The 13,646-nt window shown below is 40.9% G+C and carries 22 protein-coding genes; 2 read left to right on the forward strand and 20 right to left on the reverse strand.

The window, feature by feature from the left end; translation table 11 throughout:
• Positions 1–18: 18 nt before the first annotated feature.
• The 4 genes from E5355_RS08020 to E5355_RS08035 form a co-directional block, all read right to left on the reverse strand.
• Positions 19–243, reverse strand: coding sequence for a hypothetical protein (locus tag E5355_RS08020; protein ID WP_136009929.1), 225 nt, complete (start codon positions 241–243; stop codon positions 19–21).
• 197 nt (positions 244–440) lie between these two features.
• Positions 441–641, reverse strand: a complete 201-nt coding sequence (locus E5355_RS08025; protein ID WP_136009930.1) for a hypothetical protein — start codon at positions 639–641, stop codon at positions 441–443.
• A 36-nt stretch (positions 642–677) separates the two neighbouring features.
• Positions 678–932, reverse strand: a complete 255-nt coding sequence (locus E5355_RS08030; RefSeq protein ID WP_136009931.1) for a hypothetical protein — start codon at positions 930–932, stop codon at positions 678–680.
• Between the two features lie 10 nt (positions 933–942).
• The gene (locus E5355_RS08035) at positions 943–1,125 is read right to left on the reverse strand and encodes a hypothetical protein (RefSeq protein WP_136009932.1); all 183 of its coding nucleotides are present in this window, start codon (positions 1,123–1,125) and stop codon (positions 943–945) included.
• 249 nt (positions 1,126–1,374) lie between these two features.
• Between E5355_RS08035 and E5355_RS08040 the strand changes: the two genes are divergently transcribed.
• On the forward strand, positions 1,375–1,656 hold the full coding sequence (locus E5355_RS08040; RefSeq protein ID WP_136009933.1) for a helix-turn-helix domain-containing protein: 282 nt from the start codon (positions 1,375–1,377) through the stop codon (positions 1,654–1,656).
• Between the two features lie 123 nt (positions 1,657–1,779).
• The gene (locus E5355_RS08045) at positions 1,780–2,385 is read left to right on the forward strand and encodes a hypothetical protein (protein ID WP_118273781.1); all 606 of its coding nucleotides are present in this window, start codon (positions 1,780–1,782) and stop codon (positions 2,383–2,385) included.
• A 16-nt stretch (positions 2,386–2,401) separates the two neighbouring features.
• On the opposite strand, the gene E5355_RS08050 is transcribed toward E5355_RS08045, so the two are convergent.
• The 16 genes from E5355_RS08050 to E5355_RS08125 all read right to left on the reverse strand — a co-directional run bounded on the left by E5355_RS08050 (position 2,402) and on the right by E5355_RS08125 (position 12,662).
• A complete protein-coding gene (locus E5355_RS08050; protein ID WP_117880713.1) occupies positions 2,402–2,590 on the reverse strand; it encodes a hypothetical protein in 189 nt (62 codons plus the stop codon).
• Positions 2,591–2,772: 182 nt separating this feature from the next.
• On the reverse strand, positions 2,773–3,210 hold the full coding sequence (locus tag E5355_RS08055; RefSeq protein ID WP_136009934.1) for a hypothetical protein: 438 nt from the start codon (positions 3,208–3,210) through the stop codon (positions 2,773–2,775).
• 597 nt (positions 3,211–3,807) lie between these two features.
• Complete coding sequence (locus E5355_RS08065) at positions 3,808–4,356, reverse strand: ASCH domain-containing protein (RefSeq protein ID WP_136009936.1); 549 nt, start codon at positions 4,354–4,356, stop codon at positions 3,808–3,810.
• Complete coding sequence (locus E5355_RS08070; RefSeq protein ID WP_118940808.1) at positions 4,353–4,685, reverse strand: hypothetical protein; 333 nt, start codon at positions 4,683–4,685, stop codon at positions 4,353–4,355. The genes E5355_RS08065 and E5355_RS08070 overlap by 4 nt, the downstream gene beginning before the upstream one ends.
• Positions 4,686–4,720: 35 nt before the next feature.
• The gene (locus E5355_RS20320; protein WP_118940807.1) at positions 4,721–4,831 is read right to left on the reverse strand and encodes an HNH endonuclease; all 111 of its coding nucleotides are present in this window, start codon (positions 4,829–4,831) and stop codon (positions 4,721–4,723) included.
• A 105-nt stretch (positions 4,832–4,936) separates the two neighbouring features.
• Positions 4,937–5,242, reverse strand: a complete 306-nt coding sequence (locus tag E5355_RS08080) for a hypothetical protein (RefSeq protein ID WP_118940806.1) — start codon at positions 5,240–5,242, stop codon at positions 4,937–4,939.
• Between the two features lie 3 nt (positions 5,243–5,245).
• A complete protein-coding gene (locus tag E5355_RS08085; RefSeq protein WP_118940805.1) occupies positions 5,246–5,572 on the reverse strand; it encodes a hypothetical protein in 327 nt (108 codons plus the stop codon).
• Positions 5,569–8,085: a DNA methyltransferase gene (locus E5355_RS08090; RefSeq protein ID WP_136009937.1), complete on the reverse strand. Its 2,517-nt coding sequence runs from the start codon at positions 8,083–8,085 to the stop codon at positions 5,569–5,571. The genes E5355_RS08085 and E5355_RS08090 overlap by 4 nt, the downstream gene beginning before the upstream one ends.
• 22 nt (positions 8,086–8,107) lie before the next feature.
• Positions 8,108–8,452 (reverse strand): hypothetical protein, encoded by a 345-nt coding sequence (locus tag E5355_RS08095; RefSeq protein WP_136009938.1) that lies wholly within the window; start codon positions 8,450–8,452, stop codon positions 8,108–8,110.
• The gene (locus E5355_RS19395; RefSeq protein WP_168354300.1) at positions 8,427–8,585 is read right to left on the reverse strand and encodes a hypothetical protein; all 159 of its coding nucleotides are present in this window, start codon (positions 8,583–8,585) and stop codon (positions 8,427–8,429) included. Before E5355_RS19395 ends, E5355_RS08095 begins: the two co-directional genes overlap by 26 nt.
• 165 nt (positions 8,586–8,750) lie before the next feature.
• Positions 8,751–9,392: an ATP-binding protein gene (locus tag E5355_RS08100; RefSeq protein WP_148356365.1), complete on the reverse strand. Its 642-nt coding sequence runs from the start codon at positions 9,390–9,392 to the stop codon at positions 8,751–8,753.
• Positions 9,370–10,305, reverse strand: coding sequence for a hypothetical protein (locus tag E5355_RS19840; RefSeq protein WP_229095771.1), 936 nt, complete (start codon positions 10,303–10,305; stop codon positions 9,370–9,372). Before E5355_RS19840 ends, E5355_RS08100 begins: the two co-directional genes overlap by 23 nt.
• A 4-nt stretch (positions 10,306–10,309) precedes the next feature.
• Positions 10,310–11,479 carry a DEAD/DEAH box helicase gene (locus tag E5355_RS08110; protein ID WP_136009940.1) on the reverse strand — a complete coding sequence of 390 codons (1,170 nt, stop codon included), beginning with the start codon at positions 11,477–11,479 and terminating at the stop codon, positions 10,310–10,312.
• Entirely contained in the window at positions 11,463–11,858 is a 396-nt protein-coding gene (locus E5355_RS08115; protein WP_136009941.1) for a hypothetical protein, read from the reverse strand. Before E5355_RS08115 ends, E5355_RS08110 begins: the two co-directional genes overlap by 17 nt.
• Complete coding sequence (locus E5355_RS08120; RefSeq protein ID WP_136009942.1) at positions 11,855–12,334, reverse strand: recombination protein NinG; 480 nt, start codon at positions 12,332–12,334, stop codon at positions 11,855–11,857. The genes E5355_RS08115 and E5355_RS08120 overlap by 4 nt, the downstream gene beginning before the upstream one ends.
• A gap of 4 nt (positions 12,335–12,338) precedes the next feature.
• On the reverse strand, positions 12,339–12,662 hold the full coding sequence (locus tag E5355_RS08125; protein ID WP_136009943.1) for a hypothetical protein: 324 nt from the start codon (positions 12,660–12,662) through the stop codon (positions 12,339–12,341).
• Positions 12,663–13,646 lie beyond the last annotated feature (984 nt).

Genomic DNA, 13,646 nt, shown 5'->3' on the forward strand with positions numbered 1-13,646 from the left:
AACTATATTTCAATAATTTCAAAGAACTTTTTCAGATTTTAATGGGACAGTAGTGGCATTCAATCTTTTTTCACTCGTATAAGCCACTACAAGCCCAGTCTCGTCATGCTGTATGGTGATGTACTTTTCACCCCTCTCTATAGTAGAGAAGTCGTACGGCGTACATAGCTTACCCAACACTTTACCCAGCTGCTTCATCAGTGGAGCTTCGGGGGTGATAACTAAAACTAAATCCGCTTTCATAATCAATCTCTAATTTCTATTTGAACATTATATCCAAAACGTGCAGCATATCTACACAGTCTATTGATAATAAGTAACAAGCATTCTGTTTTAGATGATTCAAAATTAACTTGTACCATTTCGTCACCATTTACATAAAAAGCCATTGTTTTCATAATCGTGTGTATTGTGGTAGCCCGAAGGCTACCGGATTAAAGTTAGAATTTCTCTATTTTAAGATTGTCGTTAATGACGAACATACGTCCACACTCTAAAATCACGTGAGCATCTGTAATTCGCTTGATTACTCTTACTACATCATCGTGCGATATGCGTGGCGTACCGTCTGCATGACGACCATTAGACAAATCACCTGATACTCTATATCTCAAACCTACTGTAACTTCATTTACGTTCATAATCTTATATATTGCGCAGGGCTTTCGCCCTGCTGGTTAATTATTTAATATCGTAATCTCTTTGTTACCTACTTCTGCATCAACGTTCAGCACCTCATACTTTTGAGCCTTGTAGTTGTAAACAACCTCACAAGTATTGAAGCCTCTACCGTCTTCTCTTTGGTCATAAACAGTATCTATATGCTGATACATTTTATTGCCTAACATGAAATTTATTTTGCCTGATGTACAGAAGTAGAATGCTACTGCATACTTCAATGTTTTCTTTTCATCAATCTTCTTTGTTGCCATGATCATATATTTAAGTGTTAATACCAATTGCGTTTCTCATAAAGTCACTTGCTTGCTCTACTGACATACCCAGCTTCTTTTGAATCAAAATGAGCATACAGCTTACTTGTTCTTTTGTGTTCAAATTGCCTTGTACAAACTCTGACATGATGAACTTCTCTATTGTTCTTTGTTTAATTACTGATGCTGCCATAATCGTATATCTTTTAATTGTTATTACTTCGTTTCTGACGATGCAAATATAATGATTAAAATCATACACACAATAAATAAGCGCATTGTTTGTATGATTATTATCATATATTAACAAAAGCAACACAAGTATGACTATAGTCTAAATATATTTTATAATAAATGACTATATTCAATCAAAAAAAATAACAATTCATTTGTATATTCAGATTTTACCACTATATTTGCAACTGATTAAAATCATACATGTATGGAAGTAAAGACAATAATCAAGCAGAAAGGCTTCACAATAGAGGCTGTTGCAAAAAAAATGGGTATAACAAGAGTTACACTTGCCCAAAACCTTAGTAGAAATCCAACAGTAGGAACATTACAAAAAATAGCAGATGTTATCGGATGCAAGGTTGGTGACTTTTTTGTTGATGATATGGATATAAAAGATGATGCCAACACCATCACCTGCCCTCACTGTGGAGGTAAAATCCATTTTGATGGAGAAAAGAATGTCTCACGTAAATCACGTGAAGATTAATGATAAAACATTGAACGAATTACAGTAACGTATATGAAATCCACATATTTTACAAAGGTAAAGGCATTCTTACAAAGAAATAAAATCTTATTTGATATTTTCAGTTCTATATTATTAAGTTCCATGGCATTGATAGTTTCCATAAATTCATGCCAAATAAGTAAGCAACAATCAATAAATGAAGAACGCCTTAATATACCTCTTATTAAAGTTTCATCTGAACAATTTTCTAATAAAGAAACAAATGATAGCGAAAAAATAACCATCGAAAATGTAGGTGGATATGCCTATAACTATAAGATTCAAAAGAAAGTATTTCTTTCTTGCGAATACAATCCCTTAAATGGTGAAGCTACAAAACAAATATACTTACCGATAGATGATATATTAGATACAAGCAGTCAGACTAACAATTATATAGGACCAATTAAATATTATTACACTATTTCTACAATGAAGTATTTTCATGATTTATACCAAAAAACCATAGAAGTTGAAAAAGGATATTTACACATAAGGTTGCTTAAATACATTATGATTTCCTATAATGATTTTAAAGACCAAACACATAAAGAATTGTTTAGCATAGATGGAGTTTTTCAAGGGTGTAAAATAGAAGAAACTGACGATATTAACAAACTGTTTTCATTACAATATCCTACATATCGAATATCAAAAATAACATTAGAGCAGATATTTAAGTTATTTAAATTAAAGCCGGAGCACTAAACTCCGGCCTGTTGATTTACTTTTTACGATTAATTTCATCACTCAATTTGCCTTTGAGCATTTGAAGATATTCATAATCTCTTAATCCTTCCTGCCTTATATTTCTGCTAATGATTGCAGCTGTTTCAAAAGGTACTCCTTTTTCTGTGGCATTTTTCACTATTCTTCGTTCTTCTTTTTCATAATAGTCTTTATTATCAGACATAAAACCTCCTTTTTTAAAGTTAATACTAATATATCAACCTTTATGTATGCTTAAAAACGGTGTTATACACATAACACAAAGAATTTTGTGCAGAAAAGCATTGTAAATATAGGAATAATTATAATTCGATGGCTCAAAATTGAGTTAAAAAAACAAAGCGATAAGAATTACTTACCGCTTTGCTAATTGATTAGCCCTTTGAATTTCAAACGATTTAGAATTTCGGTGTAAAGATACTCTATATCTCCACTGAAATCCCCATAGTTCTGATAGAGAAACACGACATCCGTACAGTTGTCGGAAATTGTACATTCAGACTGGATGCCAAGAACCTTCGCTATCTCCGGTCGTAATCCGGCAGTCATCTTCCCACCTGCAAGTGAACTTGGAGAAAACAGGTACAAGATAATGAAAATGAACTTCTTCCGCTGGGTAACACTGTCAATATTCGGTGGACATCCTCTCTCATTCAGTAACTCAATGAATATTTTGTAGATTTCATGGATAAGGCTCTTGTCTTTCAGAACCGGGGCAGTCAAGGCGTTTTCTTCCTCTGAAAGTTCTGATTTCTCGATACGAATCTTTTTAAGACGAATGATTTTATTAAAATCCAGCTCCATAACACGATTATTTTAAAAGTAAATAGTATATTTGCATCATAATCGTGTGAGGGAGGATCGAGTGGTCGTGCGCTTGGTTCTCCTTTTTTTATTTTACAGAGTTATTCTTTTCTTGAATAACCCGATTTTTCTCGTTCACCTCCCTACCCCACATCATAGCAGAATAGATGGCTTTTGCATACAAAAAGAGTTCCTCACAACTGGTAAGGAACTCAACTCGAAGGGCTGCACATTTCGCATCAGTCCAGACATTTTCATTTCTATTCATTGGCTATTTGTTAATTTTTAAATCTATTACGTTAATGGTTAACACATATATCCACTTGCTAAACCATGTTATAAGATGGCTGAACAAAGGCTCATAATTTGCATAACTCCCACAAATCCGTACCTTTGCAATGTGTTTTTCATAGTATTAGATTTAAGGTTAATAAAAAAGATTGGCTGTCTGGGATAGATAGCCTTTTTTTGTATCTATCAGTCACCTTTGTTCTCGTCCCTATACTTATGCTTCCAATAGCTATTTAAACAATTATATACAGTAACGCAAATTATCAAAACTGTTACAACAAACCCTCCCCAATCAAATTCCATATCCTACTTTATTACATTCCACTCACTTTCCATAATCACATGTTCACACTTATTACACCTATGCAGGTAAGTCGGAAACGGAGCTGTCGTATAATCTTCGACAGCAATTTCTATACTGCCACATTCCGGACACTCAATTTTTACCTCTTTAATACCGGAATAGTCCCAGAAAGACGGTTTCCCTTTCACGTTCTCGATAGGTTTGGAGTAAAGGATAGGATTAGCCAGTACCCAGTTATAAACTCCTTTCTCTGCCCAGATGGAAGAGTGATTCACAACACAATCCACAATTTCGACACTTCCAATGATAGCAGAATTTACATATCCATTGCCGCAAATAATCTCACTCTGGAATCCAAGTGAAAAGCTATCCCATTGCCTTTTCGTAAATACACTATTAGGATTAATCATTTCCATGGGGACGGCGCTTGAATGAATCAGCACCCTCTGCCCTAAGTATTTCTTAGGACACGGCCAAGTGCGATTCTCGATGTCTTTGATGCCGTGGACTATCAGACTGGCCCATGGCTGTTTGATGGCTATTGCTTTCATCCTTCGCCTCCTTTCGGTAGTGCTGGTATCGGCCTCCAATGTGTGACATATCCAGTTTTGATGTATGGATAAATATTATACATCACTCTACGAGCCGCCATTTCACCTTCTTTTCCGTCTACTGTTATGACTTGCACTACTCCGGGAGAATCATCTTTCGGAATAGCCATTTCTACGCTTATCCACGGGGATTGCTTTGCCTGCCATTCGGCACCTTTTCTGAACATATTCAACATTGCTTGTCTCTGATAGGCTAATTCACCTTCAACTATTATTGCATAACTTGACGTAAGTTCTTGTTTTGCTGCTTCTTCTACTGTCTGTTTCATAATTTATCCTTATTGAATGTTCTGATTTATGTAATTCACAATCTTTTCCAACTTGCTTGAAGCAAACAAGCAATTATTAAGTTGTCGCTTGCCCTCTTTCCATTCGTGGAATAATTGATAATATGGTGGACTAAGTGTACGGTCAATCTTTATGCGATATTGATTAGTCCCATACTCAGTTATAAGATTCTCAATGTATTCGTCTGAATTATCTTGATTGGTAACAAATACCATCTTATCAGTAGTAAGTATCATATTTTACCCTCCTTATCAAATTCGGATAATGCCTGCTCGCAGAACTTGACCTGCTCCAAAGCATAATCCCTCTTATAAGTGATTATATCGCGTGTTGTATAGTCCGTATAAAATCGGTCTATAATGCTTTTAACATAAAACCTTTTAGGTTCCTCACAATGGTTCAGAAGAATCACGTATTCATCGTTTCTCGGATGCAAGCACAAAAAACGATAATAATTCACTTCACCATTTAGGCATTCAATCAGTTTTTCATCTGTCTTTAGATTTCCAATGTCTTCTATATTCCTTATTGGTCTCATAATTCAATATTTTTTATTATTTTTTCTATTCCGCTCGCTCTGTACCTCTGCCATACACATCTTGCACCATGACGCTTTCAGATGGTATTCCTTACCGTTACGACGGGCTATTCTATCGAAAAAACGGGATAACGGAAGCGCTCTACCACAGCGGGTGCACAGTTTACGCTCCACTCCGTCAACGACCACCCGGTTACGGGGTTTCCTCCTCACGATTTCACATGGTCCGCATTCGGACGCACCGTACCTCCTGCAATATGCAAGGGAATGCTTGCCGCACTTGGAGAAGGATGTACAATCCGAACGGGGAACAGTCTGGTGAACGTTCATACGGCATCGCTCATTAAGTCGAACAATGTGGGTGCGCTGACCTCCATCTCCGCCTCATACAGATATGAAAGACTGTCTTTCCAGTAGTCGTAATTGAGTTCAGTAGATAGACCTTTCCTCCCCAAATTGATTGCGCAATAGGGAACGGTGCCGATACCTCCGAACGGGTCAAACACCAGTTCACCTTTGTTTGAGTATCGTTCAATCAACCTTTCGACAATATCCAACTGAAGGGGACAGATGTGGTTCTGCCGTTTCTTCTGCGACTGCCTAGTATTGAGCGTGCGCATCCGGGTGACATCATCCCATATCCAGGGCTTCTTGCTTACCGGGTCAACAGCCATGAATGTCTTTGGCAGTTTTCCATATGCCTCCAGTTCTTCGGCAAATGACACGTGTTCCTCATAATCATAGACGTGCCCACGCTCGTAGTTCCTGAATAGGTGGCGTATCTTGTCAATGCCGGCCCCTTTCATGTCCTCGTAACTCAACAGGGAGTTACCCGATGATTTCCAACTTGCATGAGCGTCTATCTGCCAACGGGCCAACGAATATTCGCTTTTGTTTTTTGTCACCGGCAAATCAGCATAGGCCCGTGAGGTGTCGGAAGGAAGCTTGCGGAAAAGAAGGACATACTCAGGACAACCGATACCCATCTTTGAACCGTCCTTGCACATCTCCGTATATCCAAGCCGATAAGTCTGGTTGTTCTCCCTTACCACATCCGTATCCACCGTGATGCGCCCCATGTAGCGGAAACCGTGTTTCATGTAGTGGAATACAGTCATTTCACTGAACGGGTCGATGGTGGGCATACCGTCACCAGTGGCGTTGCCGAACAAAACACGGTCTTTCACATGGATGCAAGCTAACCTACCGGGTTTAAGAATACGCATAAGCTCCGGTGTAAGATAATCCATCTGCTCGAAGAACTTGCCGTTGTCCTCATTATGCCCGAAGTCGTTATAGGTCGGAGTGTACTCATAGTGGTTGGAGAACGGGATGCTTGTTACAATTAGGTCCACCGAATTACTTTCCATAGTCTGGCATTCAAGAACATTGTCATTATTGATTGCCCTCCACAGTTTACCGGACTTTTCTTCCCTGCTGGCAAACATCCACCGCATCATCTTCTCCTCTGCCTGCAAGCCGAACAAACCGTTCTCGCGGACTATATCGGTCATCTTGGCTACCATCTCGCGGTGTTGCGCCCACTTCTGCATGAAGCTCTTGTATATCTCTCCCCCACTTTCCGCATAGACCAGATAAAGGTCAACCGGATGCTGCTGCATGAAACGGTAGATACGGGCTATCGCCTGGAACTTGTCGTTAAAACGGTAGTCAATGAACATGATTGCCTTATGGCAGTGGTACTGGAAGTTCAAACCTTCACCAAGCATCTCCGGTTTGGCGGCCAAATATTTCAGACGGCCGTCTTTGAAATCCGCTATCACCTTGTCCGCTTCATCATCATCCTGCGAGCCGTACACAGCCTTACATCCGGGTATGGCATCACACAAAGCCTTCCGTTCATTCTCCAGGTCATGCCATAAAAGGAAATGGGCGTCTTTGTTTTCAGGACGGTTAATGATTTCCACCACACGGACAATCTTTTCCTGCATGTTGTCCCGACGTTCTTTCGCTGCGTCGGCAAGTCCGAGAGCAGCCTCACGGAACATCTTCACTTGTCCGTCACGGTCAGTTCCGGCTGTGGAGTTATCAACACTAACCACTTCTTCATGTACACGCAGTTCCGGCAATTCATATCCGATATCGGGATAACCGAGGTCGGACGGTTTAGTGAGGAACAACGCCCATGTACTTACCCACAACCAGAACTCCTTCTCCTTGTGCGGATAAAGGGTAAGGTTGTTCGCCTTCGTGCTGTCACGCTGAAAGAAACGGGTAAGCGCCTGCCCGGTATCCATCACACCGAGATAACCGGCATAATGTATCAGCTCCTTGTATCTGTTGGGCGATGGCGTGGCGGTGGCGACAAAGCGGTAGGGAACATCCGCAAACAAGGGAAGGAACTCCTGGTAGGTCTTGGTACCGAAACCACGTAATACGCTCGCTTCATCCAATGATGTTGCGGTGAAGGAGGAAGGTTCTATTCTTACACCATCTTCACCGTCGCGCACACGCTCGTAGTTCGTAACCATGATGTCAGTCGGGCATATCATCACATCAGCCATAGTTCGTACATAGGTCACTTTCATGTGCAGATGTTGTTCCGCTTGTGTAAGGAACTCAACCACTACACGTTTAGGACAAACTATCAGCCCTTTGCCGCCTTTGTGTTTCAGGACTACCCGAAGTATCTCCAACTGAGTTACGGTTTTCTGCATACCGAAACTGGAGAATATCGCACGGCAACCGCCGGACACCGCCCAACGAACGGTATCTTTCACATGAGGATATAACGATGGGGTTAAATCATCCTGATTGACCTCGAACCCTGTCTGATGACTGATGGCCATCTTGTCTTTCAGAAATTCTATATATTCTTTCATTATGCTATTTCTTTCAATAATTTCATTGTTTCACTTCTTTAGGTTTCCAATCAGACGGTAATTTTGCCCACTCGCGGAACTTGGCGTCGAAGTCGTCCATGTCCCTGAACATATCCATCTTCGATTTCTCTGTCTCTACGAGTGAGGAGAATTCCAGAAAGTACAAATCTGCGCTTTTGACAAAATTGTTATGAAGCCTTTTCACGTTTCCGAGTAGTAACCCTTTGGCGCTCATCAGGTCTGCTGCTTCCTCCACCAGCATGTTGGCTTCACAGTTCAGTATGTGTGCGGCTGAAAGGAGGCTGTTCAATCTGTCTATGCTGCCATCAGCCTCGGCAGCTTTAATCAAATCTTTCTTTGGTTTCATAGTTTCTGCTTTTTCTTGCAAGTTCATCAATCATTCGCTGGTACTTCTTTGCCACCAACGGGCAGCGCAGGCGCAGTGCGTTATCACGCTGCCACTCTAATAATTCTATTTTCTTTTCAAGTTCTATGTCCATAAAATTATTTCTTCTTAAATTTGTCACATATCCTGCCGTAGCGGTCACATGCGCACACCCTATGGGCCTTGGCCTTGCATAGACAAGAGTTCCCTACAAAATCTCTGGAGTATGAGCATTGGCGGCAGCGGACGGGTGCAGGTGGTATATCTTTTTTCTTTGCTATTATCTTCGGCTTTCACCTTCAATTTTAATTACATTGAACATCTCTTTCACCCGGTCGGCAATATAATCCCCATACCGTTGAGAAAACTCCTTGTCCGGGTCCAGATTGGTAGTCATGTGGGTGTAGAAACAATATCTCTGCTCATAGCGCAGTTGCAAGACGGTCTGAATGGCATTGATGCCCGTACCAAAGTGTTTGGCATCCATAGGTTCCCGACCCACCTCGTCAATGGCAAGATTGTGCATACATGACCTGTCTGTGTATTGGTTTAACCCGACAATTCCTTTCTCGGCAAACAGCAAGGCAATCTCGGCAGCACTGGTGAACTGAAAGGTCAATCCGGCATCCGCACCGCCAATACAATAACGGGCAATTTTTGCTGCATAGTTCTGTAATCCTTTCAACAAAGTGGACTTGCCAACTCCGATAGGGCCATGTAATAACAAGCCCTTATCCAAATCAAGCATTCCCGGCATTCCCCATATCCATTGATAAAGGGCTTTCAGCAGTTGGCGGTTGCTGTCATCAACTGTAAAGGCCGGGGAAACGGATTTCATGGAAACTACGAGTTGGTTGCGCCAATACATGTCAGCCTGCTCCCTGCTCCATTGCTTATGGTTAGCTCTGTTTGCCGAAGACAATTGATTTGATACCGGCAGAACTTTCGTCTGGTTTTGTATCAGGTTTCCGATTGTTTCCATTTTTAGCTTGTGCTACGATTTCATTAAATTTAGAATTGATATTAGTTACGCTGAAATTATCAAATATCCACCCCTCTTTGACCGAGGAAAGAAGGTATTGAAGGGCATACAACAGAGAATCATCGGAAACGTCCATTTTCTTTTGTTCTCTTTGGAATTTGAGCTTATTCAAGAGCTGGGACATAGCCCCGGCATCCTTGGCTGTCCAGTAGTAGTCAGCCCCGAAGGTTTCCCTAAAATGCTGTTCAAATAGCAAACGGGCTTTTGAATTAATCTCTTTAGGCTTATTTTTCTTGCCTCCCCCCTTGGGGGGTGTGGGGGGAATATTATTATCTTCTTCATCTTTCTTTTTATTATTGCCCTTAGCTTGCCCCAATTCTTCTATTTTTTGAGCCATTTTTTCTGTGGTTGCCCTTAACTCCGCCCTTAGTTCGCCCAAAGCATGATTTAATCCGCTGATTTCTTTGTTGTTGTCTATGCCCTTATCTACGTCTCTTTGCCTGCCCTTGACCGGATTATATTCATCATAGTTACATAAAGTAATTACGGTCATACCTTGTTTATTACAAGTCGTTATCATACCTCTTTTTTTAAGTTTGGCAAGGAAATAGCGCACTTTCTTTTCAGACCATTGCCAACGCTTCATCAAAAACGATACGGATGCTGGATATTGACCTCTTGTATAAGAGATTTCCCGACCTCCGATAAGTTCGCTGTACGCCTTGTCGGTTGCCTCAAATCGTGCGCTCTGAATCAAGTCGAGCCACGCTTCGCATTCCGAAAACTTACGGGCTACTTTCCACATTTCATTCGAGAAAAACTTGCGGCTTAGCCTCAAAAATCCTTCGTCCATAGTCTTAGAATCTCACGTTAGTTAATTGCCTTCCGTTAGAGAATACAGCCCATTTCCCATTTCCGCTATCAAACAACCGTAAGTCCGATACCTCTCCGAAACGTTTGATATTACCGCATAAATCCACAATCCATCCACATTCTTTAGAAGGATGCGGGCGGATGGCACGACCGACTATCTGATACCACATGGCAAGTGACATTGTAGGACGTGCCATAACTACCGTATCAAGTTCCGGATAGTCAAAGCCGGTGGTTAATACCCCGACATTCGCCACTACCGAAATTTCACCAGCCTTGAACGCTTCAAGTATCCTTTCGCGCTCACCTTTTGGGGTGTCACCCGAAACGATTGCGGCTCCGGGTATAGACCAGGTAAGCCGCTCCGCTTCTTTCAGAAAACGGGTAAATACCAAAATACCTTTCCGTTTTCCTCCGGCTTTGGGATTCATCAGCCTTTGGACAATATGAACGAGATAGCCGTAAAAGTCTATCCGTTCATATTCTCTCTGAACTGACCTATCCGTGTAGTCGGCACCAGTGGTATTTACTTTCAAATTGAGTTCGTTCCATCCCGAAGGATTCATTGGATAATAATTTAGTTTTGCTAAATATCCCAAATCTAATAGGGTTGATACCTGTACATGGTAAATGACCTCTGAAAAGACATGAGGCTTTGTCCGGGTGATGAATTTCAGCATAGAGCCGAAATCACGGCTAGAGCTTAAACGGTATGGTGTTGCAGTCAAGCCAAGAACCTTGCACTTTACCGCATCAAAGAAATCCTTGTACATTCCCTCTTTAGGGTTTACAAGGTGGCATTCATCAACAATGATGTTCTTGAAGTGGGTAAACAGCTCAGGATGATTCTTCACACTGCCGATGGTGGCAAATGTTATCCGGCTTATTTCTTTTGAGTTAAAGGATGCAGAATAGATGCTGCAATCAAGAATGCCGTATGAGCAGAGTTTCTTGAAGTTTTGTTCTAAAATTTCTTTTGAGGGCTGAAAAACCAATGTATGACCGTCAAGCCTTGCGGCTATATCCGCTATGATAAGACTTTTTCCACTCCCCGTAGGCAGAACCATGACAACATTCGTCTTCTTCGCCCTGTTATTGAAGAAAGAAACGGCAGCATCAGAGGCTTTCTGTTGGTAATCACGAAGTTTGTACATTGTCTGCTCTTCTTTCTGTAACGGTTCTGATTCTTCCGAGTTTCATTATCTCATCGCACATCCAAGTATATCCACAGAAACCTTTAGATTTCCGCATTATTTTTTTAGATTCGCTTGGTGTAACATATCTGACTTCCACATTTGCTACCCATCCATCGCCAAAATCATAATAGAAGTTTCCTTCTTTTAGATTTGAATAGATTGGCTTTCCACGTCTAAATGCAACCTGTGAATAGGCATATAAATTCCCTTCTCCAGTCCATTTACCATTCCATGAATTGTTTTTGGGCATAGTGAGGATAAATAAAGCTACTGTCTTATTTTCTTTTTCTATCGCTGTGAGTTTATATTCAACTCCTTCAATGATAGTGGATTTCATATACCTTTCTCCTTTCGTAACTTCTTATTGAGTGCTTTGTAATACTTGATTAGCTGCTCATATTCAAAATCTGACATCTTAGTATTTGATGCAGCTTTCACTTTTAGCAAGTCAAAATACTGTTGTCCGATTTTGGCTATCAAATTCTCACGGTAGCCTTCAAGGTGGTCGGCACGGAAACGGTTGCACGCACGGCATTCGGCATGGCAATTGTTCTCATCAAATCGGGTAGCCAGATGCGTGCGGCTGAAATAGTGACCACAGTCGGCTTGCCCGAACGGTTTTATCTGTCCACATGATATACATCGGAAGAAACCGTTTGGCATACAATCACGAAGCCGGATGAAAAGGGAAAACTCTTTATCGAGCTTAGCTTTCAAATCCGGCTTCTTCTTTACTGTTATCCCTGTTTTATCAAACAGAGGTAAAGGCTTGTCTTTCTTCTTGGCCTTTGTTCGTTTTATGTAGTATGGCATTATATTATTTCAGTTTTCTGCCACAAAAAGGGCAATAGTTTATATTAAAAATATATGAATTAGTTGCACTCCCCCAACTTAATGGTATATCAACGTCAATAGTTAGTATGTCATCGTTATAGCTAAGATAGCACTCATCTGATTTATGATTAATACCAGCAAGCTGCTTATAGAAATCACATCCTTCAATATCTTTTGGATGTTCTTCTGCCCAAGTAACACCAGACCCAAACATATTTATCATATCAGTTCTATCGAATCCCTCTAAGCCATTCAAGTTATCTATCTCGGCATTGGCTACTAAATCTATTTCCTTTCCTCTATCCATAATCTTACCAAATTAAAAGCCCCGAAGCGTATTCTCCGGGGCACAAACATTATTTAAAACCAGTGCCATTGATGTGTGGCTCACATTATTCCATCGGGAACACTATCTGTATGCGCATTACAGAAATATCCATTTGCAACTGAATACTTTCATATCCCCTTTCCAACACAAGCTTGTGGACGGTGTCGGAGTCGAACCAACCTCACGGATTATTGGTGCACCTCACCGTAGTTTCAGCCCACGAAAACATAACCGCCCGTGTGCTGTTTTATTTATGGGATAAAAAACAGCAAAAAATAACCACGCTCATTTCAATGTTTTTATTGAAGGAATCCGAAAATAGAGCGGAAAACAACGTTCCCCATTGTGGTGGTAGCAGGATTCGAACCTGCAATGCTTGGCAATCTTTACGTCTTTGCGTAGAACGGGATTAGGTTTCGTTTTACTTTGATGCCCCGTTTTCATAACATCGTAACCAAGTCTACTAAGAGTTGTCAGCGTCTACCTATTCCGCCATACCACCGTGTTTGCCTGCCATATCTTCACAGACGGAGCAGGCTGGTTAACAAAGTTATTCCATATAAGCCATTGAAAACTCTTTCGGAATAAACCGCCCGACCGGAATAGGTTTGGCTGATTCAATAGCCGTGTGAATTTCTCTCTTTTTGAACTCATGTCCCTTTTCTTTGGCTTGTTTCTCACATTCTTCCTCTTTGTTTTTGAGATAGTGGGTAATAAGCATCATCGCTCTGTCAACGTTGAAGGTGTTCACGACAAAAGTCTGAACCCTTTCGTCTTCATTTTCCCCATCCGTGAATGTGATTTTCGTCTCAATCTGGTAGAATTTCTTTTCATTCGGTTTAGATTCTTCGTCGCTATCTTCCGTCTCATCGTCCATCTTATCAACGTATTCTGCCATAGTGATTTCATTTTTGAGATAGGCAAGCGAAGCATCATCAACCTTGCGTTCTTTTAAGTTGTCAG

It is taken from the genome of Bacteroides muris (ex Afrizal et al. 2022), from assembly GCF_004793475.1.
Taxonomy (GTDB): Bacteria; Bacteroidota; Bacteroidia; order Bacteroidales; family Bacteroidaceae; genus Bacteroides; species Bacteroides muris.

Coding starts and splice junctions, on each gene's coding strand:
- E5355_RS08035 (WP_136009932.1), bottom strand. CDS start 1,125: ATGGCAGCATCAGTAATTAAACAAAGAACAATAGAGAAGTTCATCATG.
- E5355_RS19395 (WP_168354300.1), bottom strand. CDS start 8,585: ATGGACATAGAACTTGAAAAGAAAATAGAATTATTAGAGTGGCAGCGT.
- E5355_RS08050 (WP_117880713.1), bottom strand. CDS start 2,590: ATGTCTGATAATAAAGACTATTATGAAAAAGAAGAACGAAGAATAGTG.
- E5355_RS08020 (WP_136009929.1), bottom strand. CDS start 243: ATGAAAGCGGATTTAGTTTTAGTTATCACCCCCGAAGCTCCACTGATG.
- E5355_RS08090 (WP_136009937.1), bottom strand. CDS start 8,085: ATGAAAGAATATATAGAATTTCTGAAAGACAAGATGGCCATCAGTCAT.
- E5355_RS08055 (WP_136009934.1), bottom strand. CDS start 3,210: ATGGAGCTGGATTTTAATAAAATCATTCGTCTTAAAAAGATTCGTATC.
- E5355_RS08085 (WP_118940805.1), bottom strand. CDS start 5,572: ATGAACGTTCACCAGACTGTTCCCCGTTCGGATTGTACATCCTTCTCC.
- E5355_RS08030 (WP_136009931.1), bottom strand. CDS start 932: ATGGCAACAAAGAAGATTGATGAAAAGAAAACATTGAAGTATGCAGTA.
- E5355_RS08045 (WP_118273781.1), top strand. CDS start 1,780: ATGGCATTGATAGTTTCCATAAATTCATGCCAAATAAGTAAGCAACAA.
- E5355_RS08110 (WP_136009940.1), bottom strand. CDS start 11,479: ATGTACAAACTTCGTGATTACCAACAGAAAGCCTCTGATGCTGCCGTT.
- E5355_RS08120 (WP_136009942.1), bottom strand. CDS start 12,334: ATGCCATACTACATAAAACGAACAAAGGCCAAGAAGAAAGACAAGCCT.
- E5355_RS08065 (WP_136009936.1), bottom strand. CDS start 4,356: ATGAAAGCAATAGCCATCAAACAGCCATGGGCCAGTCTGATAGTCCAC.
- E5355_RS08040 (WP_136009933.1), top strand. CDS start 1,375: ATGGAAGTAAAGACAATAATCAAGCAGAAAGGCTTCACAATAGAGGCT.
- E5355_RS08070 (WP_118940808.1), bottom strand. CDS start 4,685: ATGAAACAGACAGTAGAAGAAGCAGCAAAACAAGAACTTACGTCAAGT.
- E5355_RS08080 (WP_118940806.1), bottom strand. CDS start 5,242: ATGAGACCAATAAGGAATATAGAAGACATTGGAAATCTAAAGACAGAT.
- E5355_RS08025 (WP_136009930.1), bottom strand. CDS start 641: ATGAACGTAAATGAAGTTACAGTAGGTTTGAGATATAGAGTATCAGGT.
- E5355_RS08095 (WP_136009938.1), bottom strand. CDS start 8,452: ATGAAACCAAAGAAAGATTTGATTAAAGCTGCCGAGGCTGATGGCAGC.
- E5355_RS19840 (WP_229095771.1), bottom strand. CDS start 10,305: ATGGACGAAGGATTTTTGAGGCTAAGCCGCAAGTTTTTCTCGAATGAA.
- E5355_RS08115 (WP_136009941.1), bottom strand. CDS start 11,858: ATGAAATCCACTATCATTGAAGGAGTTGAATATAAACTCACAGCGATA.
- E5355_RS08125 (WP_136009943.1), bottom strand. CDS start 12,662: ATGGATAGAGGAAAGGAAATAGATTTAGTAGCCAATGCCGAGATAGAT.